The organism is Nocardia sp. NPDC056541, from assembly GCF_042794235.1.
Taxonomy (GTDB): Bacteria; Actinomycetota; Actinomycetes; order Mycobacteriales; family Mycobacteriaceae; genus Nocardia.
This window is the reverse complement of record NZ_JBHTUD010000004.1, coordinates 306,221-332,811: the sequence shown is the minus strand read 5'-3', so window position 1 is coordinate 332,811 and position 26,591 is coordinate 306,221. Positions and strand designations below refer to the sequence as shown.

Genomic DNA, 26,591 nt, shown 5'->3' with positions numbered 1-26,591 from the left:
GTGTGAGTTTCAGCTCGCACGCGAAGGCACATCTTCCTCGCGATCCTCTCGAAAACGACCTCTCGACTGCATCAGTTCGAGCGCCGCAGCCGCGACCGGCTTGATACGCCTCGGCCACCCCGAAGCGACGAACTCCTCATCGGACGAAATCCGAGGTGTCGCAGCACAGGCATCAAGGAGTGCTCGCTGCACCTTGTCGAGCGCGGTCACCTCTGCCGGTGTGAACGTCGACCATTCGCGCCATCGCCAGGCTCCGTCGTCGTCGATCGTGTCGAAGAACTCGTTGACGTAGTCCCCGTACCCCCATCTACGAACACCCTCGTCCCCCTCGACGAGTGTCTCCAGTGCCTCTATCGCGCGGTTTCGCAGTCGCTGCTCGACAACCCGCTCGCTCGGCCGGTCCTGGTCGCCCACGCTCGTGATGCTACCGGCCCGACGCACTCTCAAGCCGCGACCCGCGCGACCCCGACGTCCGCACTCACCTACCGATGAGCGTCCGATTGGGCGGCGCCGCAGAGGGCCTCCACCGTTGCGGGATGGGCGAGCGCTGGATACATTGACGCCGTGATTCTTTCAACTGGGAAGGGCGTCGTGCGCCTCAGTCGGTGATCCCGCGCAGGGCCCAAGCCCCCGACTCGCGCCGCCGTGCGGGTGCTGGGTCGATCACCCGAGATCGGAAGCGCTTGCAGCGCAACCGATTGACAGCTATCAGCGAGATCGGGTTCGACTATCGACCAGGACCACCCGGCCCCACCGACGTCCCCCAGATCATGCCCCGCATCGATACCATCCCTCTGACCGATCTCATCGACACCTTCGAAATCAGCGCCGACCTGGAGCCTGTGGGCGGCCGTTACGGTGGCCTCGTCCCGCTGTTCGTCCGGTTCGAGTCAGCGGAGGAGCATTTTCACGGTTCCTCTCCCCTCACCATGGGACAGAAGACTCCTGTACTTGCTTGCAGTTGCGGGGATTTCGGCTGCTGGCCGCTGCTGACGCGCATAACCTCGACCGGCGACCTTGTCGTATGGGACCACTTCGAACAGCCGTATCGCACCACTCGTGACTGCGCCGCATTCGGCCCATTTCTGTTCGACCGCAATCAGTACGACAAAGCTGTCCAGAGCCTCGACGCCGCAATCGCCGCCCCTGTTCCAACGTCTCGATGACCTCGGAATGAGTCATCGCAGGAACAACTCTCGAAACGTCGACCAGGAGAGTGCACTTCGTCAATCCTCGCAACCATCAGACGGTGAATTCTGAGAGCGTGATTGTCGGACGGCTGTTCGGGTTTGCCAGGCGGGTGCTCATCCCGCTTGCCTGGCGGTCCCACCACCTCCACGCCGCCGAGCCCTATCAGGGTCGATGTAGAGCCGAATGCCCTTGTACACCACCGTGTTCGGCGAATCATCGTCGTTGTCCGGGTCGCCGGAGTCCGCGGGATCCGGCAGTTCCGCGATCTCCTCGATGACGATCTGCGCTCGCGCCGCACCGGGATCGAACATCTCCTGAAATGGCCCGACGAACGACCCTCCCAAGCCGCGGTGCTTCGCCCGAACAGCCGCCCACCCCAACAGCGCCACCGGACCGATGGTGACGATCAGCAGTAGCAAGTCCCCACCCATGCTTACGAGCGTACCGATGAGATCGTTCACTCCACTCAGGACGCAATTCGGTGCCCGCGGTTGCCCTGCCGGCCCGTGGACCCGTCGCGACCGTTCGATCTGGAGACAGATCGTCGATTGTCGACCTCGCAACGCTTGTCCCGGCGTTAGCACTTCCGCCCGAACTGATCTGACGACAGGAGCGGCTGAACGAACACAGAAGTCTGCTCGTCAAGCAGGCGGCGGATCTCATCGTCCGGGTACGGGGTGCTCCGGCTCGTCTGCTGGAACGCGAGCATGAACGCGGACATCGCCGCAGCGACCGGCGCCTGCCGGATGAGAACCGCGGCGGCCCCCTCGGGGATGCCCTCCGGCGGCGCGCCCGCCGCGATGGCGCGCACCATCTCGATGCGTTCGGCCCGGTCGTCCCGCCGGAGCCCGTACAGAGCGGTGAGCAGCCAGTTCACCAAATAGGTTGCGGTGAAGCCGCGGTCATAGCTCTGGTTCCGGTCGAAGAACGCGGCTTCCTGCGGTGAGAGGTCGAACCCGGAGGAGAGCGCGAGGCCGTAATCTGCGAAGTAGAGGCGTCGACCGTCGGTCAGGATGTTCTGGAAGTGCGCGTCGAGATGCAGGAGCCCCCGACCGTTCATGAAGGCGGTGGCGGCGGCCAACTCGCGGTCCACCATGGCGCAGGCCCGGTCAGTGGCCTCATCGCCCGCCTCGATCTGGGCATTCAGCCACTCGTGCAGGGTCTGCGGAATGTACTCCAGGAACAGCGCGATACTCGCCGAAGAGTCCCGAACGGCCTCGATCCGATGGCGTATCCGGGGTCGGTCATCCCAGTAGGCGACGGCGCGATCGATGTCGGCGAGCTCGTCCGACAGCGGCGTCGTGTCCGGCAGCACCCGCCAGTGGTACATCAGCGGGAACCCCTCGCGTTCGGCAGCGAGCACCCAGTTCGTCGTCATGGTATGCACGGCGAGCTCGCGCCAAGCTCCGAAGCCCGCCCCACCGATGAGGCCGACACCGTAGTGGTAGAACTGCGGCACATCGAACAGGTTCGCCGTCGACCGGACGTTCTCCGGCTGCCGTTCCAGATCGGTGAGGGGCACTCGCTTCACGAAAACCGGAGCTCCGGCGATCTCCAGCAGCGCTGACTTCCCGCCGATACCGGAACCGATCGGCACGGCCGCATCCACGAGCTCGCCCAACGCATGATCGCTGTGCAGAGCCAGCGCAGTAGAGACGGCGCCGTGGACGCGCAAGCGCTCCGTGCGCGACATGTCAAGGGGCGCCGCAGCATCGCGGGACTCTCGGCCACGTATCACCACGTCCGCCCCTCCCCCAGCCGCACTTGCGATTCCGCGGCAATCAACAGTCAGCCTATCGCGGTCTCAACCTGTCGAACTCTGAGCAGGGTGGTATCGCTGTTTCCCGATCCGCGGTCCTGGGTGCGGCCCGCTCTCGGCGTCGGAAAGCCGGCGCTTCTCATGTCACCTTGATGACGACCTTGCCCGAGATGTGGCCGTTCTCGACGGTGGCGAGGGCGGCCGGGGCGTCGGCGAGCGGATGGACCGCGGTGATCACGGGTGCGAGGACTCCGTCGAGGGCCAGCTGGGCGGAGCGCTCCAGATTCTCTCGGTCCAGGCGACGCTCGATGAAACGCCCACCGAGGTCGGGCACAGACATATCACCCACCGCGATGACGTTGCGAGGATCGCGGGCCAGTGGCGCGACCGTCCGTAGCGAGGTACCTCCGACCAGATCGACGACCCCGTCGAAGCCGTGCGGAACCAGCTCGCGCGTCGCCGCGACGACGTTCTCGGCGGCGTAGTCGATGAACCGCACTCCGATGGCTTCAGCGTGCTCGCGCTTGGCAGTACTGCCGGTGCCGAGCACACGCAGCTCGCGCCCGATGGCCAGCCGGGCGACGGCGAGGCCGACCCCACCGCCGACGCCGTTGACCAGGACCGTGGCACCGGCCGGAAGGTCGAGCTGGTCGAGCGCATCCACTGCGGTCGTCCCGGCCACCGGCAGCGTTGCCGCCACGGTCGCAGACAGGCCCGCTGGGATGCGCGCGGCGTTCGGCGCGGACAGCACCGTCGTCTCGGCGTAGGTACCACCACCGGTGAGTGCGAAGCCGAAGACCGCATCACCCACCTCGAGCCCTTCGACATCCTCGCCCCGGGCGAGAACGATTCCGGCTGCCTCCATGCCCAGCACGCGGGGAAATGGACGTCCGCCGTCGAGCCCAGGGACCAGACCCGAGCGCACAAGGTGGTCAAGGGGATTCACGCCGGCGACGTCGACCCGGATCAGCACCTCGCCGCGACCGGGAACGGGATCGAGACGATCGAAGAACTCCTGTACTTCGGGCCCGCCATACCTGCCGAAACCCCACGCCTGCCCCATTTTCCGCCGCCTCTCGAATGACCGGCCCAGGTGATTCCGGGCTCTGTAGCCATCCTCACCCCTCACACCGATGTAAGAGGCAACCGATCGAGGTGCAGGTCACAGCATCAGGCCGACCGCGCCACCGGTTCGGCGGCCACCGACAGCTCCGCCCGGTGCCGGCTGTTGACCCTGATCAGCGCGTCGAGCGCATCTCGGTTCTCGGTCAGGTGCGCGATCTCGGCGTCGATCCGGTCGCGCTCGCGCGTCATCGTCGCGAACGTCTCCTCGGCGACACCCAGGTCACCGGGAATGTCCACACACGGCAGCACGGTCGCGATCACCCGGCTGGACATACCCGCGTCGAACAGCTGCCGGATGAGCGACACACGCTGGACCTCCGCATCGGAATAGTGGCGCTGCCCGGCGCCGGAGCGTGAGCTGGTCAGCAGACCCTGCGCTTCGTAGTACCGCAGTGAGCGCGGACTCACGCCCGTGCGCTTGGACAGCTCGCCGATCCGCATCCTGCGAGGCTACGCCGATGTGCTCCCAGCCCGGAGGGCCTCCGATGTGGTCAGCTGGGGCCGCGCCCAAGCGACGATTCGAGAAGGAAGTTCGGCAGTCGGCCGGTTTCGGCATGTTCGGCGAGCAGCCCGCGTGTGCGAGGACTGCGGTTCTGTCTGTCACCGCAGGAATCCGGGCGGTGGTGAGCCCGACGCGCATCGCGATTATCTCGGCAGTGGCGTCGGCGTGGTCGGTGTGCGCTTCGACGCGACGTTCATGGTCTGCGAGTAGCGCGAACCCGGCGTGACCAACCACTCCGCCCAGGACCTGAACCCGCAGCCGGTATCGCACAAGGACTCGCCGCGCAATACGCTGGATTCTCGAAACCCTCGGCATGGCCACATGACATTCACAACGCACGCACCGATGAGTCTGTGCAGATCGCGGCGTCTGCACTACAGAACGACGAAGCGGCTCCGCGCGCCCGTTTCGCCGTACACCGTGAGGTGCACATCGCACCCGTAGGCGACTGAGTGTTGGAGGTACCTAGTGCCGGATGCCCTGGCCCGTGACACCCTGTGGGCGATGGCCCACGCCGAACGTGCCGCCCTGGCCGACGATCTCGCCGGCTTGGACGACCAGCAGTGGGGACGGCCCTCGCTGTGTGGGGACTGGGTTGTCGAAGAGGTCGTCGCGCACCTCACCGCAGCGGCGAGCATCGGACGGCTGCGCTGGCTGTCCAGCGTCCTGGGTGCCCGGTTCGACTTCGACAAGCACAACAACCGGCGTCTCGCCGAGCACCGTGGGAGTACTCCCGCCGAAACCCTCGAACGGTTCCGGGCGGTCGTCACCAGCACCCTTGCGGCTCCCGGACCCACGGCGGCCTGGCTCGGTGAAGTCGTTGTCCACGCACAAGACATCCGGCGTCCCCTCGGACTACCGCGCACACCGTCGACGGAATCCGCTACCGAAGTCGCGCGTTTCTACGCCGGAAGTGACTTCACGGTCACCAGCCGCAGCAATACCGACGGCCTGCGATTGGAGGCGACCGACGGACCTTTTGCTGCCGGGTCCGGCCCTGTCGTCAGCGGGACCACGATCGCGCTGACCATGGCGATGGCCGGCAGATCTACGTACTGCGATGACCTTGCCGGACCCGGCGTGCCGATACTGCGCGACCGGGTGACCGCTCGATCCGGCACCCGCAGCGGATGATCCCGTCCCCCTCCGCCGAGGCCGCACCTGTCACGACCGTGCGGTGAACAGCGATCCGGGGAAGGGCCCGGACCGCCCGGACGCACCGTGCGCCTGTCACCAAGGCACTGTTCCGGCATCGTCGAAGAATCCGCCGGTCGGTCCGTCGTCGGGCAAAGTCGCGAGGTGAATCGCGATCGCCGCCCCCTGTGCTGGAGTGCGGACGCCTCGCAAACCGTTGAGATCGGTGGCGGTGAAACCTGGGCAGCCGGAGTTGATCAGGATGTTGGTGTCGCCCAGTTCCTTGGCGTATTGGATGGTGACGGCGTTGAGGAAGGTCTTCGACGCCGAGTAGGCAGTGGGAACCGGGCCCGTGTCGAGGCCGGGAGCGGTCTGCAGGGCGAGCGAGCCCACGCTGCTGGACATGTTGACGATTCGCGGTGCTGCCGAGCGGCGCAGCATGGGCAGCATCGCGTTGGTGACCCGGATGACGCCGATCACGTTGGTTTCCACGACAGCGCGCACGGTCGCGGGATCGACCGTGGTGGGCGTCTGTGGCACGCTGCCGGTGATCGCGGCATTGTTGACCAGGACGTCGAGCCCTCCCGCATGGTCGGCGATCAACTCTGCCGCGGCGGCGACACTCGCGTCGTCGTCCACGTCGAGCGGCACGCCGAACGCCTCGATTCCGGCCGCGCGCAGTTTCTCCACCGCGGTGTCGCGGCGTTGTCGATCCCTCGCGCCCACGCCGATTCGCCAGTCGAGGGCGCCCAGGCCCGCCGCGATCTCGAATCCGATTCCTTTGTTCGCGCCGGTCACCAGCGCGATTGTCCGTTCACTCATGCCGTTGACAATGCTGCGGACACGGGTGGGACGTCCAAGACCGATCGGGTGTGCGTCGATACCGCGCGGGTATTGGCCGTGGTGAGTGCCGGATACGATGGCCCGGTGGAGACGCGGGAGTTGCGATACTTCGTCGCCGTCGCCGAGGAGTTGCACTTCGGGCGGGCGGCGCAACGGCTCGCGATGGCGCAACCACCGCTGTCGCGGGCGATCCAGCAACTGGAACGCCGGCTCGGAGTCGTTCTGCTGCACCGCACTACGCGCGCGATCACGTTGACCCCAGCCGGGGCGGTGCTGCTACGGGAGGCCCGGCTGGCGATCGAAGCGGTCGAAGCCGCCGAGCGCCGCACTCGCCGCGCCGCTGCCGACCGGCCCGGTGTGGTGCTGGCGACCAAGGCAGGAGCGTCCAGCGAACTGTTGTCGAAGCTGCTGGACGCCTACGCCGCCGACCCCTGCGCTGTCGCAGTCGAGGTGGTGCTGTGCGGGCCCGGCGAACCGGAAGCCCTGCTACGCAACGGGAGTGCCGACGTCGCTCTGCTCCACCGGCCCTACGACACGACGGCCGGATTCGATACCGAGGACCTGCACACCGAACAGCAGATCGTGGTCCTGCCCGCGGGACACCCCCTCGCCGACCGAACTCACCTGTCGATGGCCGAGGTCAACGCCCTGACGGACCTGCCCCTACCGCGATGGCCTCGACCCGATGGAAGCTATCCAGACGGCCCCGGCCCACAGGTTCGCGACCATACCCAGTTGACCCAGCTGATCACGCTCGGCCGGGCCTGCGCGGTCATGCCCGAGTCGCTCCGAACCCAGCTACGCCACGAGCACGCCATCGTGGCGGTGCCGGACGCACCGGCCGTCACCACCGTCATCGCCTGGCCACCACACAGCAGATCACAAGCCATCGCCGACCTCGTCCGCACGGCGACAAGCCTCTAGGCGATGGCATCCGCAAATGCCGCATACCGCGCGGTCAGGAACGTCCGCATCTGCCGATGGCAGCGCGAAGAGCTGGGCGACTGACGGCTGAGTGGTTGGGTCGCAGACAGTCTGCGAACATGATGTCGTGCTGGACATTCGCAACGACCCGGTTCTTTTCGACCTCGCTCATGACATCGATCAGCGTTGTCGGCTGAGTGGGTCCTTCGAGCTGCGATCGGGAATTGTTGCCGATGAGTACTTCGACAAGTACTTGTTCGAGGCCGATCCTCAGCTGCTGCGACGAATCACCGAACGGATGGTCGCACTGGTCCCAGAAGACACTGAGATGCTCGGTGGCCTCGAGTTGGGCGGGATCCCACTCGTCACCATGCTGAGCCAGTTGACCGGACTGCCCTCGCTGTTCATCCGAAAGGCAGCGAAACCCTATGGCACACAACAGCTTGCCGAAGGCGGCGACGTGCGGGACCGCCGCATCGTGCTGATCGAGGATGTCATCACTACCGGTGGAGCGGTCGTCGCCGCGACCGAGCAGTTGCGATCGCGGGGGGCGATCGTCGACACGGTCATCTGTGCGATCGACCGCTCGAACCCGGATATCAACCAGCTCCCGTCGGTGCAGGTGGCCGTGCGCCCCGTACTGACCAAACAAATTCTCGACACCGTGCATCAGCAGTAGGAGCAACCTGATTCGCGTCAGCGGGTGATCGTGCTGGCCGATTCGGTGAGCATGCTGCTCAGCCACTGCTGGGCGTGGCGGTGGTCAGGGGCCAGATGCTCGGCTAGTTTCGCTTCGCTCGGAGACAGGTCGGGCGCCCAGCTCGGGATCGCCAGCACCCGCATCCCTGCCGCATGCGCTGACCGAATCCCTGCCACCGAATCCTCCACTGCTATACAAGTATTCGGGTCGACTGCGAGCAGGGCCGCGGCATGCAACCAGGGCTGCGGGTGGGGCTTGGTTTGCGTCTGGTCCTCACGAGCGACCACGACCTGCAGGGAGCGGCGCAGCCCGAAATGATCGAGGGTGGCAGCGACAAACCGGCGTGGAGAAGCCGACACCACACCGGTCACCGCCCGGCTCGTGACCGCCCTCAGCAGCGCGTCCACCCCCGGGAGCAACTCGATGTGACCGGCCTCGAGCTGGTCGATCATCGCCCTCACGCAATCGGCGATGACCTGATCGACGGAATCGACACCACACACCCGGGCCAGATACTGGGCCCAGTCACCGTGGCCATGCGTCCTGTGTCGGTCGACATCGGTCCAGATATGGCCATGGCCGGCGGCGTATTGCGCCCAGCAGCGGTCCCAGGGCACCATGGTCGCGGCGAGAGTCCCGTCCAGATCGAACAGGACGGCCTCGACGTACTTGCTCATGAGGGAACGGGCGCCGTGGTTCCGGTGGCGGCGATGAGCTGATCGATCGAAATCAGCTTCAGCTCATGGGAATCGGCGAAGGCACGCAATGCGGGCAAACGCATCACCGCCCCGTCGTCGTGACAGACCTCGCTGATCGCCGCCACCGGGGACAGGCCGGCCAGCCGCATCAATTCCATTCCGGCTTCGGTGTGACCTTGACGCGCCGCGAGCCCGTCAGGATGTGCTCGTAATGGGAATACGTGGCCCGGCCGTTGAAGGTCTTCCGGCCGGGTCGCCGGGTCCGCCAGTGCGCGCAGGGTAGCGGCTCGGTCGGCCGCGCAGATGCCGGACACCACGCCCGCTACCGCATCGACGGTCACGGTGAACGCGGCCTGCTTGCAGTCCTGATTCATTGCGGTCATCGGCGGCAGCCCGAGCAGCTCGGCCCGCTCGACCGACATCGGCGCACACACCACTCCTCCGGTGTAGCGAATGAAGAACCCGAGCGTTTCAGGCGTGGCCAGTTCGGCGGCCATGATCAAGTCGCCCTCGTTCTCGCGGTGCTCGTCGTCGACCACGATCACTGGCCGGCCGGCGGTGATTTCGCTGATCGCATCATCGAGTTCATCGAAGAGATTCGCTCGGTCGTGTGTGCTCGCTGCAACGGTCATCATTGGCCTTCCTGTCCAGGTCATGGGAGTGAAATCACGCACTCAACACAGCAGGCAAGAATGAAAACCAAGATCATTGTGATCGTACGCCCCGGGGCTTGCGCACGCAGCCCCCATCAACCGCACGAAGCATCCGCTCGGCCGCATACTGCTGTTCCGGGCCTGACCTCGCGGAATATTTCGTTTGTTGTGCCGCCGCCGAGGGATGCCGTCGGCTAGTCGTCGGGGGACGCGCGGCGGTTGCGTTTGGTGACACCGCGCCGCTTCTTCGCGGAGATGCGTCGTTCCTTCGCTCCGCGCGAGGGCTTGGTGGCGCGGCGAACGGGTGGCGGGGCGGCAGCGGCATCGCGGAGTAGCGAGGCCAGGCGTTCGCGGGCGGCCGCGCGGTTCTGCAGCTGTGCGCGCTGCTCCGATGCGGCGATCGTGAGGACACCGTTGACCAGGCGGGTGGCCAGGCGGTCGAGCATCCGGGTGCGCAGCCACTCCGGCACCGAGGGTGAGTTGGCGAGGTCGAAGGACAGCTCTACCCGGCTGTCGGTGGTGTTGACGTGTTGCCCTCCCGGGCCGGACGACCGTGAGAACCGCTCGCGCAACTCGGACGCGGGTATCACCAGCCCCCGAGTCACGGTCAGGTCCTCTGCCATGATCCGACGCCACTCTCTCCGATCGAACAGCCACCTCGGCCGGGTCGGCCCAGGTCCGACTGGACAGTGACCTTGTCGTTCACGATAGCGATGACCTTGTCGGCGGGAAACAACCAGGCCGTCCCTTCGCACGCCAGGACAGTAGCGTGCAAGGGCGGCGCAAGGGTCCGCTGTCAGAGTCGATGACATGACGTGGCACAGCGGCCGACGAGCCGAGGGAAAGAACATTCTGGTGACCGGCGCCAACGCGGGCATCGGATACTTCACCGCCGAGCAGCTCGCGGCCAACGGTGCCACCGTGGTGCTGGGCTGCCGCGACACCACCAAGGGCGACCTCGCGGTACGCGCGATCCGGGCACGGGTTCCCGATGCTCGACTGCGGTGCGTGCGTCTGGATCTCTCGGATCTGTCCGCACTGTCGGTGACGGTGGGCGCCCTCGATGTCGACAGTCTGGACGCGATCGTGCTCAATGCGGGAATCCTGCTGTCCGGTCCCGATCGTCGCATGAGTGCTCACGGACACGAATTGATGTTCGCGACAAACCATCTCGGGCACTTCGCACTGGTCGCACATCTGGCACCACTATTGGCCGCGACAGCGAACAGCCGGGTGATCACGGTGGGCAGCTTCGCCGCACGGTCGGAGCGAATCGATCTCGGTGATCTGCAATCCGAGCACGACTATCGACCCAAGCGCACCTACGGGCGATCGAAGCTGGCCCAAATGCTGTTCGGTTTCGAACTGGATCGTCGCCTGCGCGCGAATGCTGCCGACATCGCCAGCATCGTCGTCCACCCCGGCGGTGCCTTGGACTCACTGACGCCGTCTCGGCCACCGCTGTTCGTTCGCACCACCGCCCAGCGCCTGCGCGGACTACCCGCGGGTGTTGCGCTACACGGTAAACACGCGGCGGCCACCACCATTGTCCGAGCCGTTCTCGACAGCGAGATAGACGGCGGGCAACTCTGGGGGCCGAGGGTTTTCGGTCTTCGAGGGCAACCGCATCGCGAAACGCCCCACGCGCACATGACCGACCACGACACTGCTGCCGAACTGTGGGCCGCCAGTGCGGCACTCACTGACGTCGATCCATTCGTGCGTCCTTCCGCACCGACTCGGCAGTGACCCATTTCGGTTCGGCACCGCGTTCAGCCACACGGAGTGGCGGCGTGCGATCGGGATGACCGCAGGGCAGACTTGGCCGGTCCAGAAGCTTCATCGCCCCCGACACCGAGGCAACGATGACATCGATTCCGGCCGGTATCTCGCTCGACACACTCTCCGAACTGCCCCGATTTCCAGCAGGAACATCGTTCGGCCCCGATATCGACGCCGCCAACGAGATTCTGCTGTCCGCCGCCGATGAGCAGACCAAACGCGCGGCGTTTCTGGACTGGGCGGCCCGGCACCAGCCATGTGTTTTCGGACGGATGGCCACCAAGTCCGGCACACCAGCGCGAGGATTGGCGATGGATCTGTGCTGGGTCGGCGAACAGACGCTCGCGGCCGGGCCGCACGCGATCTCAGCCCGCATCGCCGCAGACCGACGCACCTGGAAGGAGCGGGCCGCGCGCGGAATGAGCAGTGCCTTTCTGGTGATCTTCAACAGCCGGTGTCTGGCTCACGCCCGGCCAGGCCCCGCATTCGCCCGTCTGTGCACCGAACTGGCATCGCTGTACCTCACCGAACTGGCACCCGTGCGGCCCGACGTGATCTATACCGAGGCGATCCCGCTGCGCGGTAGCGACGGGGTGCTGCGCCTGTTCAAAGGCAGTGTGCAGCTGTTCCATACCGGTGCCCATCTGCGCCGTCATCACGACCGCCGGATCCCCGGTGGGGTGATGATCTCGGTGAACGGACCGGGACACTACGCCAATTCCCTTGTCACCCAAGGTATATGCGCGGACCTGACCGAATCTGCGCCCATGGTCCGACGTTTGGCCGCACGCTCGATAGGCGCGGGTGGTCTCGGTGACGAGCGCGCGCTGAGCACCACTTGGCACCGCGACCCCGACCCCGCCGCACGCGACACCGCACGCTGGTTCTCCGCCGCCTACCACCTCGACGTTCTGGTCCAATCCGACGTAGTCAGCGATCCCGGGGCGCGAACCGGCCCCTGCCCCGCGCACGAACAATGGTCCTGGCTGCATTTGGACTACATCGACGCCAGCGAAACCTCCCGCACCGACCCCACCCACGGCTGGTTCCACGGCGTCCGCATCCCCGAGGGCGAATTACACCACAACCCTTGGCCCCCAGTCGTTCCCATCGACGCACCCGACTTCAACTACTGACCGCCTCGCCCGAGCCCGAGCGGGCGCAGTCGGTGGACCTCACTCGCTCACCGCACGAACCGACTCGGCCGCCCACTGCCCGTGGTCGGCACAGCCCTACCTCCGAGCATCCGCGTTTCTGCCAGGCTTGCGTCGGGGCATCGGGGGCATCAATCGTGGCACCGGCGGTAGCGGTACAGAACTCGGTGAGGCCCGGAACGCCTCGATCATGAGGGCAGCGAAGCGGCGCGAGGCCGCGATTCCTGCTGCCGATGTGCCCGCATGGATGCCGTTGTTGGCCATGATCATGAGGATGAGGTCGTCCGCCACGATGTCGGGGCGCAGGTGGCCGGTGTTCTTGGCGCGGCGGATCAGTTCGGCGGCGCCGGTGAGCGAGGAGTTGCGGATCGCGGCGAAGTCCAGCGCGTGCGGGTAGGCGGACATGAAGGCTGCGGCGAATCCATGGTCGCGGGCTTGCAGCTCGCAGAGCTTCTCGACGGTGCGGCAGAAGCCGTGCCAGGGATCAGGGTCGGCGAGCCCTTCGTCCACGAGAGTCCGGCAGGCGAGCATCTGATCGGTGAACGCCTCGGCAACCAGCATCTCCTTGGTCGGGAAATGGCGATAGAGGGTGGCGGGGCCGACCTGGGCGCGCCGGGCGATCTCGCGCATCGGCACATCCAGGCCGTCGATGATGAACACCGCGCGGGCCGCATCGAGAATGCGTTCGCGGTTGTCCCTGGCATCCGAACGCAGGGTGTGAGGCAAACCAGTGGTCACCGCTCTCACTTTAGCTAAACGGACGGGGGCGTCCGTTACGGTCCCACTGGTCAGTTCCCCTCGAACAGAACACGGAGACGCCGATGAAAGCAGTAGTGGTCCAGGCATTCGGAGGTCCAGAGGTCCTCGCGGTGGTCGAACTCCCGCACCCGAATCCGGCCGCCGGAGAGCTGTTGATCACGACCGAGGCGATCGGTGTCGGCGGTGTCGACGCTCTTGTCCGAAGTGGCGCACTGGCCGCCTTCGGGATCACGCCAGGTCATACTCTGGGCCAAGAGGTCGTCGGCACTGTGACCACGGTCGGCGAGGGCGTCGACACAGGGTGGATCGGTCAGCGCGTGTGGGCGTTCACCGGTGAGGGCGGCGGCTATGCCGAGCGCGCCATCGCTTCCGCCGAGACGCTCGTTCCCGTTCCAGAGGCCCTGTCGGCTGTCGACGCGGTGACCCTCGGCAGCTCGGCCATGGTGGCCCACTTCGCGTTGCGCCATGCGCATTTCACGCACGGAGAGTCGGTACTAGTGCGTGGCGCGGCGGGCGGAATCGGCGTGGTGGCAGTCCAGCTCGCGGCTCGTGGCGGTGCGGGTGCGGTCGCGGTTACCACTTCCTCGCCTGCGCGCGGCGATCGCCTGCGCGATCTCGGCGCGACACATGTGCTGGACCGCGCCGGCTGGGGTGCGGACAACGCTCCCACGGGCTACGACGTCATCATCGACATCGCCGCCGGTGCGGATCTGCCGTCGTTCCTCACCAAGCTCGAGCCCAACGGTCGGATGGTGGTCGTCGGTGTTATGGCAGGCATGCCGCCCGCGGACTTCGGCGTGGAGATGATCAAGGCGTTCCGGCGATCGACGTCGTTCGCGACCTTCAGTGCCGATACCGTGCCCATATCCGACCGACGAGCAGCAACCGCCGAACTATTCGCGGCCGCGGTTCGCGGCGAGCTGAAAGCAGTTGTGCACGAGATACTTTCCCTGGAGCAAGCTGTGCTGGCGCACCGGAAAATGGACGCTGGCGAGGTGTTCGGCAGAGTCGTGCTCATTCCATCGGTCACCAAGCGTCGGTGAGATCGCTTGCTGCTCCGAACATCCTGTACGCGGCTAGGCGAACCTCGTAGTGAGCTCGGTCGCGATCTCATAGTGGCGCACGAGGAACGAGCGTTCGTCGAGCTTCTTGCGGCGCAGCCAGCCGGTCACCTCGGCGTTGCACTTGCTGGCGTTGCACGACCCACACGCGGGCACGACGTTGCCGAGCGTGTAGCGGCCACCGCCCGAGAGGGCCTGCACGCAGTCCTTCTGCAGCGAGGTGACGGGAGATTTGCAGTAGGCGCACCCACCCCAGGACGTTTTGAGCGCGTCCCACTGCGCGTCCGTGAGGTCGTGGGAGACGGCCGCCATCCGCTTCTTGCGCTTACGTGCGGCGCGGACCTGTTTGCTACCCCCAGTCGGCACGACGGTCACATTACGCGTTGCGATGATCAATTGGCCGGAGGCCGGGCCACTATTTCCGGCACAGTCCGCACCGTGGACACCGAGCCTGAGTCTGTTTCCCTATCCCCTGGGCCGTCGCGGACCGATGCCGCTCAGCAGGTGCTTGCTGCCGGCTTCGCGGCGAATCGGTCGGCCAGATAGGTCAGGGCCGTCGGCATTCCCAGCATGGCTTCGGTACCGTGCTCGCCGACGGAATTCTCCAGCAGCTGCACCGGAATCCCAGCGGCGCAGTATTTTCCGGCCAGCGCCCGGGCGGCACCGATCGGCGCGAACTCGTCAGCGACAGCGTGATGGAGCAGCACCGGCACGGCAGGTTCGCCCGGGCGGAACAAGGGGCTGGCTTTCCGCACCACCGTGCTCAGTTCGGCGTTGTTCGTGATCGACCCAGGCCAAGCTTCCAGCGCCGCCGCATCGAGAAACGGGTACGCCAGAGCGGCGTGGGGCACGCAATCGGCCCGGCTCGCGGCCAGCATCCTGCGGCCGGATTCGTTGAGGTACTGAGCCACATCAGCTTCGGGATAGGACCGGTCCAACCCCACCAGGCCGACCACAACCGCGCCACCGGCGATTCCACCGCTGAAGCCGGACATGGTGGCTTCCAGGTCCGCGACGACCCCGCCCAGCACCACACCGGACAATCGCAGTTCCGGGGCGTAGGTGGTGTGCGCTTGCGCGGCGATAGCGGTGGCCTGTGCACCGCCGGAGTATCCCCACATGCCGATCGGCGCCGCGGGGTCGACAGCCGCGGGCGCGAACGCTCTGGCCGCGCGGATACCGTCCAGCACGCCGTGGACATATCCGTCGGCACCGAACAAATCGGAGTCGGGACCCTGATAGTCCGGTACGACCAGAGCCCAACCCTGTTGCAGTGCAAACCGAATCATGCCGGTCTCGGCGTACGCGCCGCTGGGGACGCCGTCGATCCCACCACGCAGCGCATACGAAGGTGCGCATGTCGAGCCGACGCCGTCTTCGGCTACCTGGTACGATAGCAGCGGACGCGGGCCGTCGCCAATCCATTCTCGATGCGGTACAAGGACTGTCGCGATGTAGGCCCGGGGTGCCCCATGATTGTCGATTGTCTTGTACTGCACCTGCCAGGCATCCGCCGGCAGCGGCTGCGAGAACGACTCCGTTTCGATCACCCGCGACGCGAGCACTGTCCCATCGGCCAGGTCGGCGAGACCCGCAGGCTGGGCGTAGAACGAATCCTGTTCCGGCAGCGGCACTGCCGTAGCCCAACCCGCGCACGCCGCTACGAGCGCGAAGACCACACCGCCAACCGCCGCCCGCAATGTCGCGATCTGCACTGCCCGCATCGAATACCCCGCCCCGAGAACCTGTTCTAGGTTTGCGTTCCCGCGAGAGTAGTGCATTCGACAGGACCTGACACCCGAACCAGCGATCTGGTGACCGGGTAGTCGATGGGGATGCCGCATAGCAATATCCGACAAGCCACCTACTCGAACAGCGGCACGACATCTGGTGTTCAGGCTGGATAGCGTTGTACCCCATGGGCTCTGGACTAGCCGAAGATATTCGAGGCTGCCGGGCAAGCGAATGGGGGCGGGGCCTTGTTTGTCGACAAGCGTGACCGCGTGTTGCTGGTTGAGCCGTCGTACAAGCCCCCCGGACACGACTCGCCCCTGCGGCAGCTGCCGCCTAGCTCAGGTGAGCCGGGTGTCGGCGAAGACCACCATTGCGTCGCGGTAGTACGTCGCAAGCCCTACAGCGATCCGGTCGAAATTCTCGGCATGGCCCGGGTCATCATAGGTACGAGCCAGCGCCTTGAACGCGCCAGCGCCCGGGTCCCAAGTCGCGCGGATGAGCTGGTATGCCGTCTCGATCTCCGCCTGTACGGACGGGTCGCTCACCGCCGTCTCGGATGACATGAATTCGGCCATCCGAATCATCGCTGCGGTCGTATCTCGCTGCATCCGTTCGATGTCCTCGGTACTGAGCGAGTCGATGAACTGTTGCGACCGCTGCCGGGCCTGCTCCTGATCCGGCCAATCGTCGCCTCGTACCGCTTCGTACCGGTTCGGGTCGAAACCTTCGAAAAGGTTTTCCGGCCTGTTGATTTCGGTCACAACAACTGTTCCGTTCTGTGTCTCGAGTTCCTCGATGGTGCGGGCAAGCGTGTGTGCTACCCGGGCGAGACGATCACGCTTGTGGGTCACCTTCGCGTGGTGCTCGCGCAGCGCCTGCACGTGATCGGTCTGCCCGTCGAGAATCGCCGCGATGGCATCGAGCGGCATATCCAACTCCCGCAACACGAGAATCTGCTGCAACCGCAGCAGTTGCTCCTGCTCGTAGACGCGGTAGCCATTGCTGCGAATACCAGCGGGCGGCAGCAGCCCTATCTCGTCGTAGTACCGCAGCGTGCGCGGTGTCACGCCAGACATGCGGGCAATTTCGGCAACAGACCAGAACACACCCATCCTCCTACTTGGAACTCGACCGGCCGATCCGGCACCTCGACGCTAAACATGCACGCAACGTGAACCTCAATACCCGCGGCCGAGGTTGAATTCGGTCGGTGGACCGAGTGGTCTTCAGTCGGGTTGGTCGGCGGCGAGGAAGGGTGTCATGAGGCTGAGCAGTTCGTGCGGGCGGTCCAGCGGGATGATGTGACCGCAATCCGGAATGATGTGTCCGGTGAGGTCGGTGGCGATGGGGCGTAGCTGACGCTCCAGCGCGTCGCCGACCGGGTGGGCACCGATCGCCAGGGTGGGTACGGTGAGCCGGTCGGTCGCCACGGCGTGATCGATCTGGTGAGCGCTGGTCGGCAGTGCGCGGTAGTAGGAGAAGGCGCAGCGCAGGGCGTCATCTCCGGTGTAGGCATCGACGAACGCGTCGCGGATATCTTCCCGCACGCCCCGGCCTCGGGTGCCGGTGGTGAGGAACCACTCGATATACCGCGCCTCGTGGCCGAGCAGGACCGTTTCGGCGAGACCGGGGACGGCATGGAATCCGAACCACCACGGCGGACCCGCGACGAGGAAGTCCTCGGCGCCGGGGAGCCTGCCCAGCAGTGCTTCCATGACCACCAGCCGCCGTACCCGGTCGGGGTGCCGCAGGGCGAGCAGGACCGCGACCGGGGTGCCTGCGTCGATCGCGACCACGGCCGCGGTGGGTTCGCCGAGGGCATCGAGGATCCCGGCGATATCGGCGGCCAGCGTGCCTGCGTCGTAGCCGTCCGACGCACGGCTGGTGGCGCCGAACCCGCGTAGGTCCGGGGCAACCACCCGGTACTGCGCGGACAACGGGCCGATGATCTCGCTCCACAATCGCCAGGTGTGCGGAAAGCCGTGCAGCAGAACGACTGCGGGCCCGGAGCCTGCGATGGCGACATTGGCGCGGATGCCGTTGGTCTCGATCTGGCGCAGCTCGATAGGCGCGGCATGGAGCGGCGGCGTGCGGGACATGGGACCTCCGGTCAGTAACTATTAGTTATCAGGGAACGATAGGTAATCTCAGGTACGCTGCCTAGACGGCACGTCGACTACAGGTGGTGAGGTCCAGGTGACTACTCGATCAGCGCAGGTGAAGGCACCGGATCGCGGCGATCTGTTCGATGCGCAATGCCCGACACGTCAGTTGCTGGACCGCATCGGCACAAAATGGACGTCGATGGCGGTCAAGGTCCTCGCACAGGCCGCCCCGGATGAAGTGCGGTTCGCCGAGCTGCGGCGGCGAATGCCCGGTGTATCCCAGAAGATGCTGTCGGTGACCCTGCACAACCTGACCCGGGACGGTCTCGTTACCCGCCGAGTGGAACCGACGGTGCCACCACGCGTGCACTATGGGCTCACCGAACTGGGCTCGTCCCTGGAGGTCCCCTTGGCGGCACTGCGCACTTGGGCAGAGGATCATATGGCCGAGATCGACCGCGCCGGCGCCGTCTATGACGCACACGCCGACCCGACCACCGAATAGCTTCCCCAGCGGGCGCCTTCGCAGATCGGTCGGGCAACACACCCTCGGGCTCGGCATATATCGCTTGCGGCGAGCGCTGGAGGTACCGCACAATGGGCGGCCGAGGCCAGGACCTGCGGAAATCCGGGATCAGCGCGCTGCCTGCACGCGCGGTGGCGGGGATGCGGCGACGGGATCGGCGAGAATTCGGGCGAATGGGTGGTTCATGTTCGATGTGATCATTGCCGGCTGTGGGCCGACCGGTGCGATGCTGGCCGCTGAGCTGCGGTTGCACGATGTGCGGGTTCTCGTGCTGGAGAAGGAACCCGAGTCCGTGTCGTCGTTCGTCCGGGTGGTCAGTCTGCATGTGCGCAGCCTGGAGCTGATGGCGATGCGCGGGCTGCTGGATCGTCTTCTCGAACGCGGACGGCAGCGTCCGGTCGGCGGGGTTTTCGCCGCCATCGCCACACCGACGCCCGAGGGGCTGGATTCCGCGTACGCCTATCAGCTGGGCATTCCGCAGCCGATCATCGATCACCTGCTCGAAGACCATGCGATCGAGCTGGGTGCGCAGGTCCGAAGTGGTTGCGCGGTGGCCGGTTTCGAGCAGGACAACGAGGGCGTAACTGTCGAGCTGGCTGACGGTGAGCAGGTGCGGTCGCGGTATCTCGTGGGCTGTGACGGTGCGCGCAGTACGGTGCGCAAACTGCTCGGTGTCGATTTCCCCGGTGAGCCCGCGCGGACCGAGACGTTGATGGGCGAGATGGAAGTGGGTGCCTCGCAGGAAGAGATCGTCGCCAAGGTGACCGAAATACGCGCGACCCATGCGGTATTCAGTCTCAGGCCCTTCGGGGAGGACATCTACAGCGTCGTTGTTCCCGCCGCGGGGGTGCGCGAGGATCGCACGGAACCGCCCACGCTCGCGGATTTCCAACAGCAGTTGCGCGCGATCGCCGGAACCGATTTCGGCGTGCACTCCCCGCGCTGGCTGTCTCGTTTCGGCGATGCCACCCGGTTGGTCGAGCGCTATCGGGTCGGTCGGGTGCTGTTGGCGGGCGATGCGGCGCACATCCACCCACCCGCCGGCGGTCAGGGGCTGAATCTTGGCGTTCAGGACGCCGTCAACCTCGGCTGGAAATTGGCTGGGCAGATCCACGGCTGGGCGCCGGAAACCCTGCTGGACACTTATCATTCCGAGCGTCATCCAGTCGCCGCGGACGTGCTGGACAACACCCGTGCCCAGGTCGAACTGGCGTCCACCGAGCCGGGCCCACAGGCCGTCCGCAGGCTGCTGACCGAACTGATGGGCTTCGACGAGGTGAACCGCTACCTGATCGAGAAGATCACCGCGACCGCCATCCGGTACGACTTCGGCCCAGGCCCCGATCTACTCGGCCGCCGCCTGCCCGACCTCGACCTGAAACAGGGCCACCTCTACGACCGACTACGTCAGGGCCGCGGTCTGGTCTTGGACCGCACCGAACGCCTGACCGTCGACGGCTGGTCCGACCGGGTCGACATCATCGCGGATCCCACTGCGGCACTGGATGTTCCAGCGCTGCTGCTACGTCCCGACGGCCACGTCGCCTGGATCGGAGAGCACCAGCAGGACCTGAACACCTGTCTCTCCCACTGGTTCGGCAAGCCCGCACATGCGTCTCGATGACGTCCGCGCCATCCACACCAGTGGAGCCGGCTACTGCTTCGGGCCGGGCTGATCCCGTACGGCACCGTTCGGCCACACCACATCGACCGGAATGCCCCGCGCACGCGCCAGCGCGACCACGGTCCCGGTACCGGCACGCTCGCCGGCCTTCCCGTCCCACACCGCGATCATCCGGTCGGCCTCGCTGACCAGGACCTCGTTGGCGGCTTCATACGCTTCGCGGCCCGCGTTGCCGAAGTCCATGACCCGAACCGTCGTGGCCCGCTCGATGAGCCCGTCGAACTGCGCCAGGTGATCCGGCTTCACTTTCGACTCCCGGTAGTCGCGCGACGGCACCACCACCTCGAGCTGCCCGCCCGCGTCGAGAACCACTTCCGCGAATACGCTGTCCGCGCCGCGGGCAAGGCACGAGATGCCGACCAGACCCGGTGTGTCGGCGATCAGGTCGGCGATGGCCGCACGAACGAGCAGGACCGTTTCGGCCGAGATGTTCGTGTGCCCGGTGACGCTGATTCGCATCACACCATGATGCCGGGGCCGCGATGAACGGGTGGAGCAGGTGGCACCGAAACGACTCAGCGGCCAGGTTCGTCCGGGCGCGACGGACCGGCGTCACCGCCATCGCTGCGGGTCGGGCCGATCCTGCGCGGCCGCACCATCCGCCGACCGCCGCCGGGGCGGTTTTCCCCGCCGACACGTTTACGGCGCGACGCGTCGAAATCGATGAGATTCGCATCGCGCTCGGCATTCGCGCCCGACTCGGCGCCGGCCTGCGTCACATCGTTGACCGGCAACGATCCTGATTCGCGCTGCAACTCCGCGCGAGTCACCGGGCGGGTGGCCGCCGGATCGTAGGCGCCATCGGGAACCGGAGACCAGCGCGGAGCTGCACCGATATCCTCTTGACGTCGCCGCGGCGGCTTGGGCAGACGCACGACGTTCGACGGCGCGTCGTCGCCCTGGCGCGGACCCGTCTCGGCAGCCCTCGTCTCTGCCAACTTCTGACGCAGCCGCTCCACCGCATCGAATCGACTGTTGCCGGGTCCGCGCGCGAACCCCGGCCCTGTTTCCTGGTCCGACATCGAACTAACCGCAGACAGGCGCCGCGACACCCGCCCCGAACTTCGGCTTACTTCTAACGCTCACGTCCACATTCTGCCTCACGACCCGCTATCAGTCAGCAGCCCGCTGTGCCCACCACCTGTGGCGACCAGCCCGTGTGCCAGCCGCCGCACGCAAAATCCACGTACTCGGACACACGCAGACGACGCCGCGACCGCCGAAAATCTGTATGACCTCGCCCGTACCGACGTCGCTACTCGTGCGGCTGCGCATCCGAGAGGACCGCATCGATGGCGGATCGCAGGTCGAACACCACCTTGTATCGGCGAACCGACTCCGCTCCGGTCAGCTCGATGTCGCGGCCGGTCGCGCGCCACACGTCACGGATGGAGCCATCATCGCGCACCTCGTAGCCTTCGGATTCCGCCCAGCGATCGACGTCCTGCGCACGACTGGCGAGCGCGTTCGCGACTTCACCTCGACCACGGAACGCCTGGACGTCCTTCCAGGAAACGCTCATCCGTCCTCCTTCGAGTTCAGCTCGGACAACGCGGTCGCAACCAGTTGTCAAGCGTTGCTGACGATCTCAGAAATAGAGACCTCCCACTACTGCTCTTGTCTGCAACCTACTCGGATACAGGCGTATGGCCAGCCAGGTCGGGGACCTTCCGCAGGCGCCATCCCGTCAGTGCTCACCGGTCGGGACGGGCAATACTCTCGGTGTATTCCGCGCCCCATCGGTTCAGCTCGGACACGAAACCGCGCAGCGCCTGCCCGGTCGGGGTGAGCGAATACTCCACACGCGGTGGGACCTCGGCAAAAGAATGTCTGTTGACGATGCCGTCTTGTTCCAGCTCGCGGAGCTGACGGGTGAGGACGCGGGGGGTTACCTCGCCGACCTTGCGGCGTAGTTCGCCGTAGCGCAGGGACTCGTCGAGCAGGTGCTTGACGATGGTCATCTTCCAGGCGCCGCCGAGGACGGCGATGCTCACCTCGACGGGGCAGCTCCGCATCGCTCGGACGATCGGCGCCCGGACTTCCTCCGTGGTTGCCATACGCTCGATGATATCCATTTCGTCCATATGGACAAGATTGTGCATACTATCGATCCTGACCGTTGGTTGCTAGAAACGAGAGTAAGGACGTCGAGCCAACGCGAAGGATTCCGGTGGGTATTTCCGCAGTCGATATCGAGCAGCGCGCGATCCGGCGGGCGCCCCGTTTTCATCCCGCGTGGACGATCGTGGCCGTGGCGGCCCTCGCGCTCGTCGCGGCGGGGAGTTTCGCCACGATCGCGGGGCTGATCACCGAACCGCTGGTCGAGACGAAGGGGTGGAGTCGCACCGGAATCGGCGCCGCGGTGGCGGTGAACATGGTGCTCTACGGGGTGGTCGGGCCGTTCGCCGCGGCCATGATGGACCGCTACGGCATCCGCCGGGTGACGTCGTACGCACTGCTCGCGCTGATCGCGAGTTCGGTCCTCACCGCGATCTGGACTCCGTCGGTCTTCTGGTTCGTGCTGTGGTTCGGTTTCGCCATCGGGGTCGGGACCGGGTCGATCACGACGGTGTTCGCCGCGACCGTGGCGAATCGCTGGTTCTACCGCAAGATCGGTCTTGCTACCGGATTACTTACCGCGGCAAGCGTATTCGGTCAGTTTGCGATGCTGCCCCTGCTGTCCGTGTTGCTCGAGCGAGCCGACTGGCGCGCGCCTGTTCTCGCCTGCGGAGCTGTCGCGACGGCGGCCCTGCTCGGCGTCCTGCTCTTCCTGCGCGAGAGCCCCGCCGCGATCGGCGCGGTCCGCTACGGGGCGAACCCCGACACCGAGCCTGCCGACACCGATCGCCGCGTCAACCCGTTCGCCCGCACGATCACCGCCCTGCTCCGCGCCTCGCGCGACACCCGGTTCTGGGTGCTGGCCTCGATGTTCGCACTGTGCGGGGCGACCACGAACGGCCTGATGTGGAGTCACTTCACCCCTGCCGCACACGATCACGGCATGGCCGCCACGGCCGCGTCGGGCCTGCTGGCGATCATCGGCGTCGCCAACATCCTCGGCACTGTCTCCGCGGGCTGGCTCACCGACCGGATCGAACCGCGACTGCTTCTCGCCGTATTCTTTCTCGGTCGTGGTGTGTCCCTCGCTCTCCTCCCCATCCTGTTCACCAGCGGGTGGTCCCCCGACCTCGTCGTCTTCGCTGTGGTGTTCGGCGTCCTCGACGTCGCGACGGTGCCACCGACACTGACCCTGTGCCGGCACTACTTCGGCGCCGACAGCGCCCTGACGTTCGGCTGGATCAGCGTCTTCCACCAACTCGGCGCCGGCGCGATGGCCCTCACGGGCGGCCTGATCCGCGACCTCAACGGCTCCTACACTCCCCTGTGGATCACCGCCGCCCTCGCCTGTCTCACCGCCGCCGCCCTCGGCACCACCGGCTCCCGAATCAGATGAGCCCGCACCTTTCGCGCTTCCGTTCGGTCAGATGAGCGACTTCTGCCGTTTGATGCGGCTGCGCACGTCGCGCATCATCGCGTTGGTGCCGGCGAACCTGATGAACTTCGGGATGAAGCGGTTGACGAAGCCGACGAACTGGAACAGGTGCTCGAATCTGCGCTGATCCGCGGCGCTCCACTCGATCGCCATCTGCTCGCGGAAATGCGGCGGCAGAAAGCCCGCGGTCAGGAATTGCAGGAGGCTGCCGAACATCACCCGGATGGACCAGTGAATCATCCGCAGGTGCAGCAGATCGTCGATGTAGGCGCGGAATTCGTCATCGCACACCACCTGCTTGCACGCCTCGAGCCAGTACTCGTCGAACTCGGCCCGCGTCTTGGGCCACATGTCGGGGTGTACCTGGAGCGTGGTGCCGAAGGTGTCGGCGCCCTGGTAGAACGCCTCGAGTTCGTCGTCGGTCATCTTGCCGCACAGCAGTTGGTGCGTGTCCTCGAAGCCGATGTAGATCGCCGCGGCCACATACATCTGCAGGTTCCGGTCGAAGGCGTTGTACTTCACCTTCGAATCCGGCCGCGATCTGACCTGGCGGTGCGCGACATTGACCGCTTCGCGCATGGCCGACTTGTCCTCGTCGGTGCCGAGAACGGCCACCGCGAGGTAGGCGGAGGTGGTCCGCAGCCGTTTCCACGGATGCACCATGAGCGCACCGGATTCGACCGGACTCTCCATCACACCCGCCGCGACCCCCTGGTGTGCGAACTGCATCGCCACGTTCGCGGCCGCGCCCGCGAACATCCAGAAGTCCAAGGCATCGGCCAGCTGGGCGGGCCGTTTGCGTGGGGACCGGTGGGTGTCGGGAATATGGAGGCGAACCCGGTCGAGAGTCAGCGCATGCTCCGTCGCGGCGGATTCCACCGCTGGGGTGGCCGACCGACGCCACGCGGGTCCGGCCCCTTCGTCGACGTAGGAATCACTGTGCGGGTCGACGTAATCGGGGTCGCCAGGCCTGGTTGCCGTGCTCATCGTCATCCTTTCCCAGAGATGTGCCGCGCGCACCGAGTAGCCGAGGCGATGCACAGCAGCCCGACGCACCTCGCGAACGCGGTTCGGCGCCAAGGGTACCTCGGCACACCCTCTATGTTACTGACTATTCCTCGATTGAACAGAGAGGAAGGCGGCCTCAAAATAGGGCTTGCAAAGGATTGACACCGCAGCTTTCGATAACTAAGTTGATGCGCATTCACCAGTCGCTACGGAGCGGGCATGCACTGCGGCGCCAGGTGGACACGACTGCCGCCGATAGGTGGCATTCCGGGAGTTCGCTCCCGGAGCGCAAGGCTCGCGGCGTGGGACGTCCAGGCCCTTTGCTCCCACTGCCGCGAGTCTTGCGCCCCATCCTTCGCACGACGCCGTCGACCGACTGCTCGCCCGTCATCGAGTCGCGGAACCTCGCGAACCGCGGCGGTACCGGCAATCAGTTCGACGCCCCCGCCGACCGCACATCGCGTCCAGCGGGGGCGTTCACCGCGCAGACTCAGAGGCGTTCGATGATCGTAGCGTTGGCCAATCCGCCTGCCTCGCACATGGTCTGGAGACCGTAGCGACCGCCGGTCTGTTCGAGATGGTTGACCATCGTCGCGAGCAAGCGGGTCCCGGAAGCGCCGAGCGGGTGCCCGAGCGCGATCGCGCCGCCACGCGGATTGACCCTGGCCGGGTCGGCGCCGAGCTCGTGTTGCCACACGAGCGGGACCGGCGCGAACGCCTCGTTCACCTCGAAGGCATCGATGTCGTCCACGGTGAGTGAGACCCGGTCGAGCGCCTTGCGCGTCGCGGGAACCACGGCGGTGAGCATGAGCGTCGGATCGTCGCCGACAACGGCGAAGGAGTGGAAGCGGGCGCGGGGGGTCAACCCCAGCTTCGCCGCCATCGCCTCGCTCATGATGAGCGCCGCCGACGCACCGTCGGTGAGCGGCGAGGAGTTGCCAGCGGTCACCGACCAGTTGATCTCCGGAAACCGGTCCAGGAGAGCGGGATCGGTGAAGGCTGGGCGCAGACCCGCCAACCCTTCGACAGTCGTCCCGGTGCGTATCGTCTCGTCGGCGACGAGTTCTCCAGCGGCAACGAGCTCGGCATCAAACCCGCCGGATGCCGCGGTGGCGGCGGCCAGCCGATGCGAGCGGGCCGCGAACTCGTCGAGGACCGCACGGTCCAGTTTCCAACGGGCCGCGATGATCTCGGCCGCGATCCCCTGCCCGATCAGGCCGGCCGGATAGCGAGCGGCGAGCGGGCCACGCAGCGAGTCCTTGCCCTGAGTGTTGGAGAACATCGGCGTGCGGCTCATCGACTCGACGCCACAGGCGATCGCCACGTCGTACGCGCCGGCGAGCACACCCTGGGCGGCGAAATGCACGGCTTGCTGACTCGAACCGCACTGTCGGTCAACCGTGGTGGCAGGCACCGATTCCGGGAAGCCCGCCGCCAGCACCGCGGTCCTGCTGATGTTGTTGGCCTGTTCACCGCTCTGGGTGACACAGCCGCCGATCACGTCGTCGACGAGGGCCGGATCGATCCCGGTGCGCGCGACCAACTCTGCCAGCACACCGGCCAGCAGGGTGGCCGGATGCACCGACGACAGTCCTCCGCCGGACTTACCTCGACCCGACGGCGTACGAACCACATCGACGATGACAGCTGACATCTTGAACCTCCTGCACGGTCGCCGAGCACACGACGACATCAATCAAGTAAGTTAACTACGATTCTTACCATGGGCCATCGATAAATAGCCATATAGCCAGTG

General features: G+C 66.2%; 30 protein-coding genes. 10 read left to right on the top strand and 20 right to left on the bottom strand.

Going from position 1 to position 26,591, the window contains the following annotated elements; all coding sequences use genetic code 11:
- Positions 1-9: 9 nt before the first annotated feature.
- A complete protein-coding gene (locus ACFQ9R_RS09340) occupies positions 10-414 on the bottom strand; it encodes a hypothetical protein (protein WP_378989878.1) in 405 nt (134 codons plus the stop codon).
- 269 nt (positions 415-683) lie between these two features.
- On the opposite strand from ACFQ9R_RS09340, the gene ACFQ9R_RS09335 reads away from it, so the two are divergent.
- Positions 684-1,166: a hypothetical protein gene (locus tag ACFQ9R_RS09335; protein WP_378989877.1), complete on the top strand. Its 483-nt coding sequence runs from the start codon at positions 684-686 to the stop codon at positions 1,164-1,166.
- A 138-nt stretch (positions 1,167-1,304) separates the two neighbouring features.
- Here the strand turns inward: ACFQ9R_RS09335 and ACFQ9R_RS09330 are convergent, their stop codons facing one another.
- From ACFQ9R_RS09330 to ACFQ9R_RS09315, 4 genes are all read right to left on the bottom strand, one after another.
- Positions 1,305-1,622 (bottom strand): hypothetical protein, encoded by a 318-nt coding sequence (locus ACFQ9R_RS09330; RefSeq protein ID WP_378989876.1) that lies wholly within the window; start codon positions 1,620-1,622, stop codon positions 1,305-1,307.
- Between the two features lie 146 nt (positions 1,623-1,768).
- Positions 1,769-2,884, bottom strand: coding sequence for a protein kinase family protein (locus ACFQ9R_RS09325; protein WP_378989875.1), 1,116 nt, complete (start codon positions 2,882-2,884; stop codon positions 1,769-1,771).
- A gap of 205 nt (positions 2,885-3,089) precedes the next feature.
- Entirely contained in the window at positions 3,090-4,013 is a 924-nt protein-coding gene (locus tag ACFQ9R_RS09320; protein ID WP_378989874.1) for an NADP-dependent oxidoreductase, read from the bottom strand.
- A 107-nt stretch (positions 4,014-4,120) separates the two neighbouring features.
- Positions 4,121-4,516 carry a MerR family transcriptional regulator gene (locus tag ACFQ9R_RS09315; RefSeq protein ID WP_378989873.1) on the bottom strand — a complete coding sequence of 132 codons (396 nt, stop codon included), beginning with the start codon at positions 4,514-4,516 and terminating at the stop codon, positions 4,121-4,123.
- Between the two features lie 565 nt (positions 4,517-5,081).
- Here ACFQ9R_RS09315 and ACFQ9R_RS09310 point away from each other — a divergent pair.
- Positions 5,082-5,711: a maleylpyruvate isomerase family mycothiol-dependent enzyme gene (locus tag ACFQ9R_RS09310; RefSeq protein WP_378990018.1), complete on the top strand. Its 630-nt coding sequence runs from the start codon at positions 5,082-5,084 to the stop codon at positions 5,709-5,711.
- 96 nt (positions 5,712-5,807) lie between these two features.
- Here ACFQ9R_RS09310 and ACFQ9R_RS09305 read toward each other — a convergent pair whose 3' ends face one another.
- Positions 5,808-6,533, bottom strand: coding sequence for an SDR family NAD(P)-dependent oxidoreductase (locus ACFQ9R_RS09305; RefSeq protein ID WP_378989872.1), 726 nt, complete (start codon positions 6,531-6,533; stop codon positions 5,808-5,810).
- A 105-nt stretch (positions 6,534-6,638) separates the two neighbouring features.
- Between ACFQ9R_RS09305 and ACFQ9R_RS09300 the strand changes: the two genes are divergently transcribed.
- Together ACFQ9R_RS09300 and pyrE are read left to right on the top strand one after the other, a co-directional pair.
- Positions 6,639-7,478 carry a LysR family transcriptional regulator gene (locus ACFQ9R_RS09300; RefSeq protein ID WP_378989870.1) on the top strand — a complete coding sequence of 280 codons (840 nt, stop codon included), beginning with the start codon at positions 6,639-6,641 and terminating at the stop codon, positions 7,476-7,478.
- A 127-nt stretch (positions 7,479-7,605) separates the two neighbouring features.
- Positions 7,606-8,157, top strand: a complete 552-nt coding sequence (gene pyrE / locus ACFQ9R_RS09295) for an orotate phosphoribosyltransferase (RefSeq protein ID WP_378989868.1) — start codon at positions 7,606-7,608, stop codon at positions 8,155-8,157.
- 17 nt (positions 8,158-8,174) lie between these two features.
- On the opposite strand, the gene ACFQ9R_RS09290 is transcribed toward pyrE, so the two are convergent.
- The 3 genes from ACFQ9R_RS09290 to arfB all read right to left on the bottom strand — a co-directional run bounded on the left by ACFQ9R_RS09290 (position 8,175) and on the right by arfB (position 10,152).
- Positions 8,175-8,855 (bottom strand): HAD family hydrolase, encoded by a 681-nt coding sequence (locus ACFQ9R_RS09290; RefSeq protein ID WP_378989867.1) that lies wholly within the window; start codon positions 8,853-8,855, stop codon positions 8,175-8,177.
- Positions 8,852-9,532, bottom strand: a complete 681-nt coding sequence (gene ribB, locus ACFQ9R_RS09285) for a 3,4-dihydroxy-2-butanone-4-phosphate synthase (protein ID WP_378989865.1) — start codon at positions 9,530-9,532, stop codon at positions 8,852-8,854. Before ribB ends, ACFQ9R_RS09290 begins: the two co-directional genes overlap by 4 nt.
- 191 nt (positions 9,533-9,723) lie before the next feature.
- A complete protein-coding gene (arfB, locus tag ACFQ9R_RS09280; RefSeq protein WP_378662109.1) occupies positions 9,724-10,152 on the bottom strand; it encodes an alternative ribosome rescue aminoacyl-tRNA hydrolase ArfB in 429 nt (142 codons plus the stop codon).
- Positions 10,153-10,339: 187 nt separating this feature from the next.
- Between arfB and ACFQ9R_RS09275 the strand changes: the two genes are divergently transcribed.
- Complete coding sequence (locus ACFQ9R_RS09275; RefSeq protein ID WP_378989864.1) at positions 10,340-11,278, top strand: SDR family NAD(P)-dependent oxidoreductase; 939 nt, start codon at positions 10,340-10,342, stop codon at positions 11,276-11,278.
- Positions 11,279-11,394: 116 nt separating this feature from the next.
- A complete protein-coding gene (locus ACFQ9R_RS09270; protein WP_378989863.1) occupies positions 11,395-12,447 on the top strand; it encodes a hypothetical protein in 1,053 nt (350 codons plus the stop codon).
- A 96-nt stretch (positions 12,448-12,543) separates the two neighbouring features.
- Here the strand turns inward: ACFQ9R_RS09270 and ACFQ9R_RS09265 are convergent, their stop codons facing one another.
- On the bottom strand, positions 12,544-13,203 hold the full coding sequence (locus ACFQ9R_RS09265) for a TetR/AcrR family transcriptional regulator (protein ID WP_378989862.1): 660 nt from the start codon (positions 13,201-13,203) through the stop codon (positions 12,544-12,546).
- Between the two features lie 83 nt (positions 13,204-13,286).
- On the opposite strand from ACFQ9R_RS09265, the gene ACFQ9R_RS09260 reads away from it, so the two are divergent.
- Positions 13,287-14,267 (top strand): zinc-binding dehydrogenase, encoded by a 981-nt coding sequence (locus tag ACFQ9R_RS09260; protein ID WP_378989861.1) that lies wholly within the window; start codon positions 13,287-13,289, stop codon positions 14,265-14,267.
- Positions 14,268-14,300: 33 nt separating this feature from the next.
- On the opposite strand, the gene ACFQ9R_RS09255 is transcribed toward ACFQ9R_RS09260, so the two are convergent.
- From ACFQ9R_RS09255 to ACFQ9R_RS09240, 4 genes are all read right to left on the bottom strand, one after another.
- Positions 14,301-14,651, bottom strand: a complete 351-nt coding sequence (locus tag ACFQ9R_RS09255) for an HNH endonuclease (protein WP_378989860.1) — start codon at positions 14,649-14,651, stop codon at positions 14,301-14,303.
- 131 nt (positions 14,652-14,782) lie between these two features.
- Positions 14,783-16,009, bottom strand: coding sequence for a lipase family protein (locus tag ACFQ9R_RS09250; RefSeq protein WP_378989858.1), 1,227 nt, complete (start codon positions 16,007-16,009; stop codon positions 14,783-14,785).
- Between the two features lie 348 nt (positions 16,010-16,357).
- Entirely contained in the window at positions 16,358-17,131 is a 774-nt protein-coding gene (locus ACFQ9R_RS09245; protein ID WP_378989856.1) for a MerR family transcriptional regulator, read from the bottom strand.
- A gap of 114 nt (positions 17,132-17,245) precedes the next feature.
- Positions 17,246-18,118: an alpha/beta fold hydrolase gene (locus tag ACFQ9R_RS09240; protein WP_378989855.1), complete on the bottom strand. Its 873-nt coding sequence runs from the start codon at positions 18,116-18,118 to the stop codon at positions 17,246-17,248.
- 118 nt (positions 18,119-18,236) lie between these two features.
- On the opposite strand from ACFQ9R_RS09240, the gene ACFQ9R_RS09235 reads away from it, so the two are divergent.
- Together ACFQ9R_RS09235 and rox are read left to right on the top strand one after the other, a co-directional pair.
- The gene (locus tag ACFQ9R_RS09235; protein ID WP_378989854.1) at positions 18,237-18,629 is read left to right on the top strand and encodes a winged helix-turn-helix transcriptional regulator; all 393 of its coding nucleotides are present in this window, start codon (positions 18,237-18,239) and stop codon (positions 18,627-18,629) included.
- 205 nt (positions 18,630-18,834) lie between these two features.
- Positions 18,835-20,274: a rifampin monooxygenase gene (rox, locus tag ACFQ9R_RS09230; protein ID WP_378989852.1), complete on the top strand. Its 1,440-nt coding sequence runs from the start codon at positions 18,835-18,837 to the stop codon at positions 20,272-20,274.
- A 30-nt stretch (positions 20,275-20,304) separates the two neighbouring features.
- Here rox and ACFQ9R_RS09225 read toward each other — a convergent pair whose 3' ends face one another.
- The 4 genes from ACFQ9R_RS09225 to ACFQ9R_RS09210 all read right to left on the bottom strand — a co-directional run bounded on the left by ACFQ9R_RS09225 (position 20,305) and on the right by ACFQ9R_RS09210 (position 22,391).
- Positions 20,305-20,793 (bottom strand): hypothetical protein, encoded by a 489-nt coding sequence (locus tag ACFQ9R_RS09225; RefSeq protein WP_378989851.1) that lies wholly within the window; start codon positions 20,791-20,793, stop codon positions 20,305-20,307.
- A gap of 56 nt (positions 20,794-20,849) precedes the next feature.
- On the bottom strand, positions 20,850-21,356 hold the full coding sequence (locus ACFQ9R_RS09220) for a hypothetical protein (RefSeq protein WP_378989850.1): 507 nt from the start codon (positions 21,354-21,356) through the stop codon (positions 20,850-20,852).
- A 233-nt stretch (positions 21,357-21,589) separates the two neighbouring features.
- On the bottom strand, positions 21,590-21,856 hold the full coding sequence (locus ACFQ9R_RS09215; RefSeq protein WP_378989849.1) for a hypothetical protein: 267 nt from the start codon (positions 21,854-21,856) through the stop codon (positions 21,590-21,592).
- 172 nt (positions 21,857-22,028) lie between these two features.
- Positions 22,029-22,391 carry a winged helix-turn-helix transcriptional regulator gene (locus tag ACFQ9R_RS09210; RefSeq protein WP_378989848.1) on the bottom strand — a complete coding sequence of 121 codons (363 nt, stop codon included), beginning with the start codon at positions 22,389-22,391 and terminating at the stop codon, positions 22,029-22,031.
- 113 nt (positions 22,392-22,504) lie between these two features.
- Here ACFQ9R_RS09210 and ACFQ9R_RS09205 point away from each other — a divergent pair, with 113 nt between their 5' ends.
- The gene (locus tag ACFQ9R_RS09205; RefSeq protein WP_378989847.1) at positions 22,505-23,788 is read left to right on the top strand and encodes an MFS transporter; all 1,284 of its coding nucleotides are present in this window, start codon (positions 22,505-22,507) and stop codon (positions 23,786-23,788) included.
- A 27-nt stretch (positions 23,789-23,815) separates the two neighbouring features.
- Here the strand turns inward: ACFQ9R_RS09205 and ACFQ9R_RS09200 are convergent, their stop codons facing one another.
- Together ACFQ9R_RS09200 and ACFQ9R_RS09195 are read right to left on the bottom strand one after the other, a co-directional pair.
- Positions 23,816-24,814 (bottom strand): oxygenase MpaB family protein, encoded by a 999-nt coding sequence (locus ACFQ9R_RS09200; protein ID WP_378989846.1) that lies wholly within the window; start codon positions 24,812-24,814, stop codon positions 23,816-23,818.
- A 511-nt stretch (positions 24,815-25,325) separates the two neighbouring features.
- Entirely contained in the window at positions 25,326-26,489 is a 1,164-nt protein-coding gene (locus ACFQ9R_RS09195) for a thiolase family protein (RefSeq protein ID WP_378989845.1), read from the bottom strand.
- Positions 26,490-26,591 lie beyond the last annotated feature (102 nt).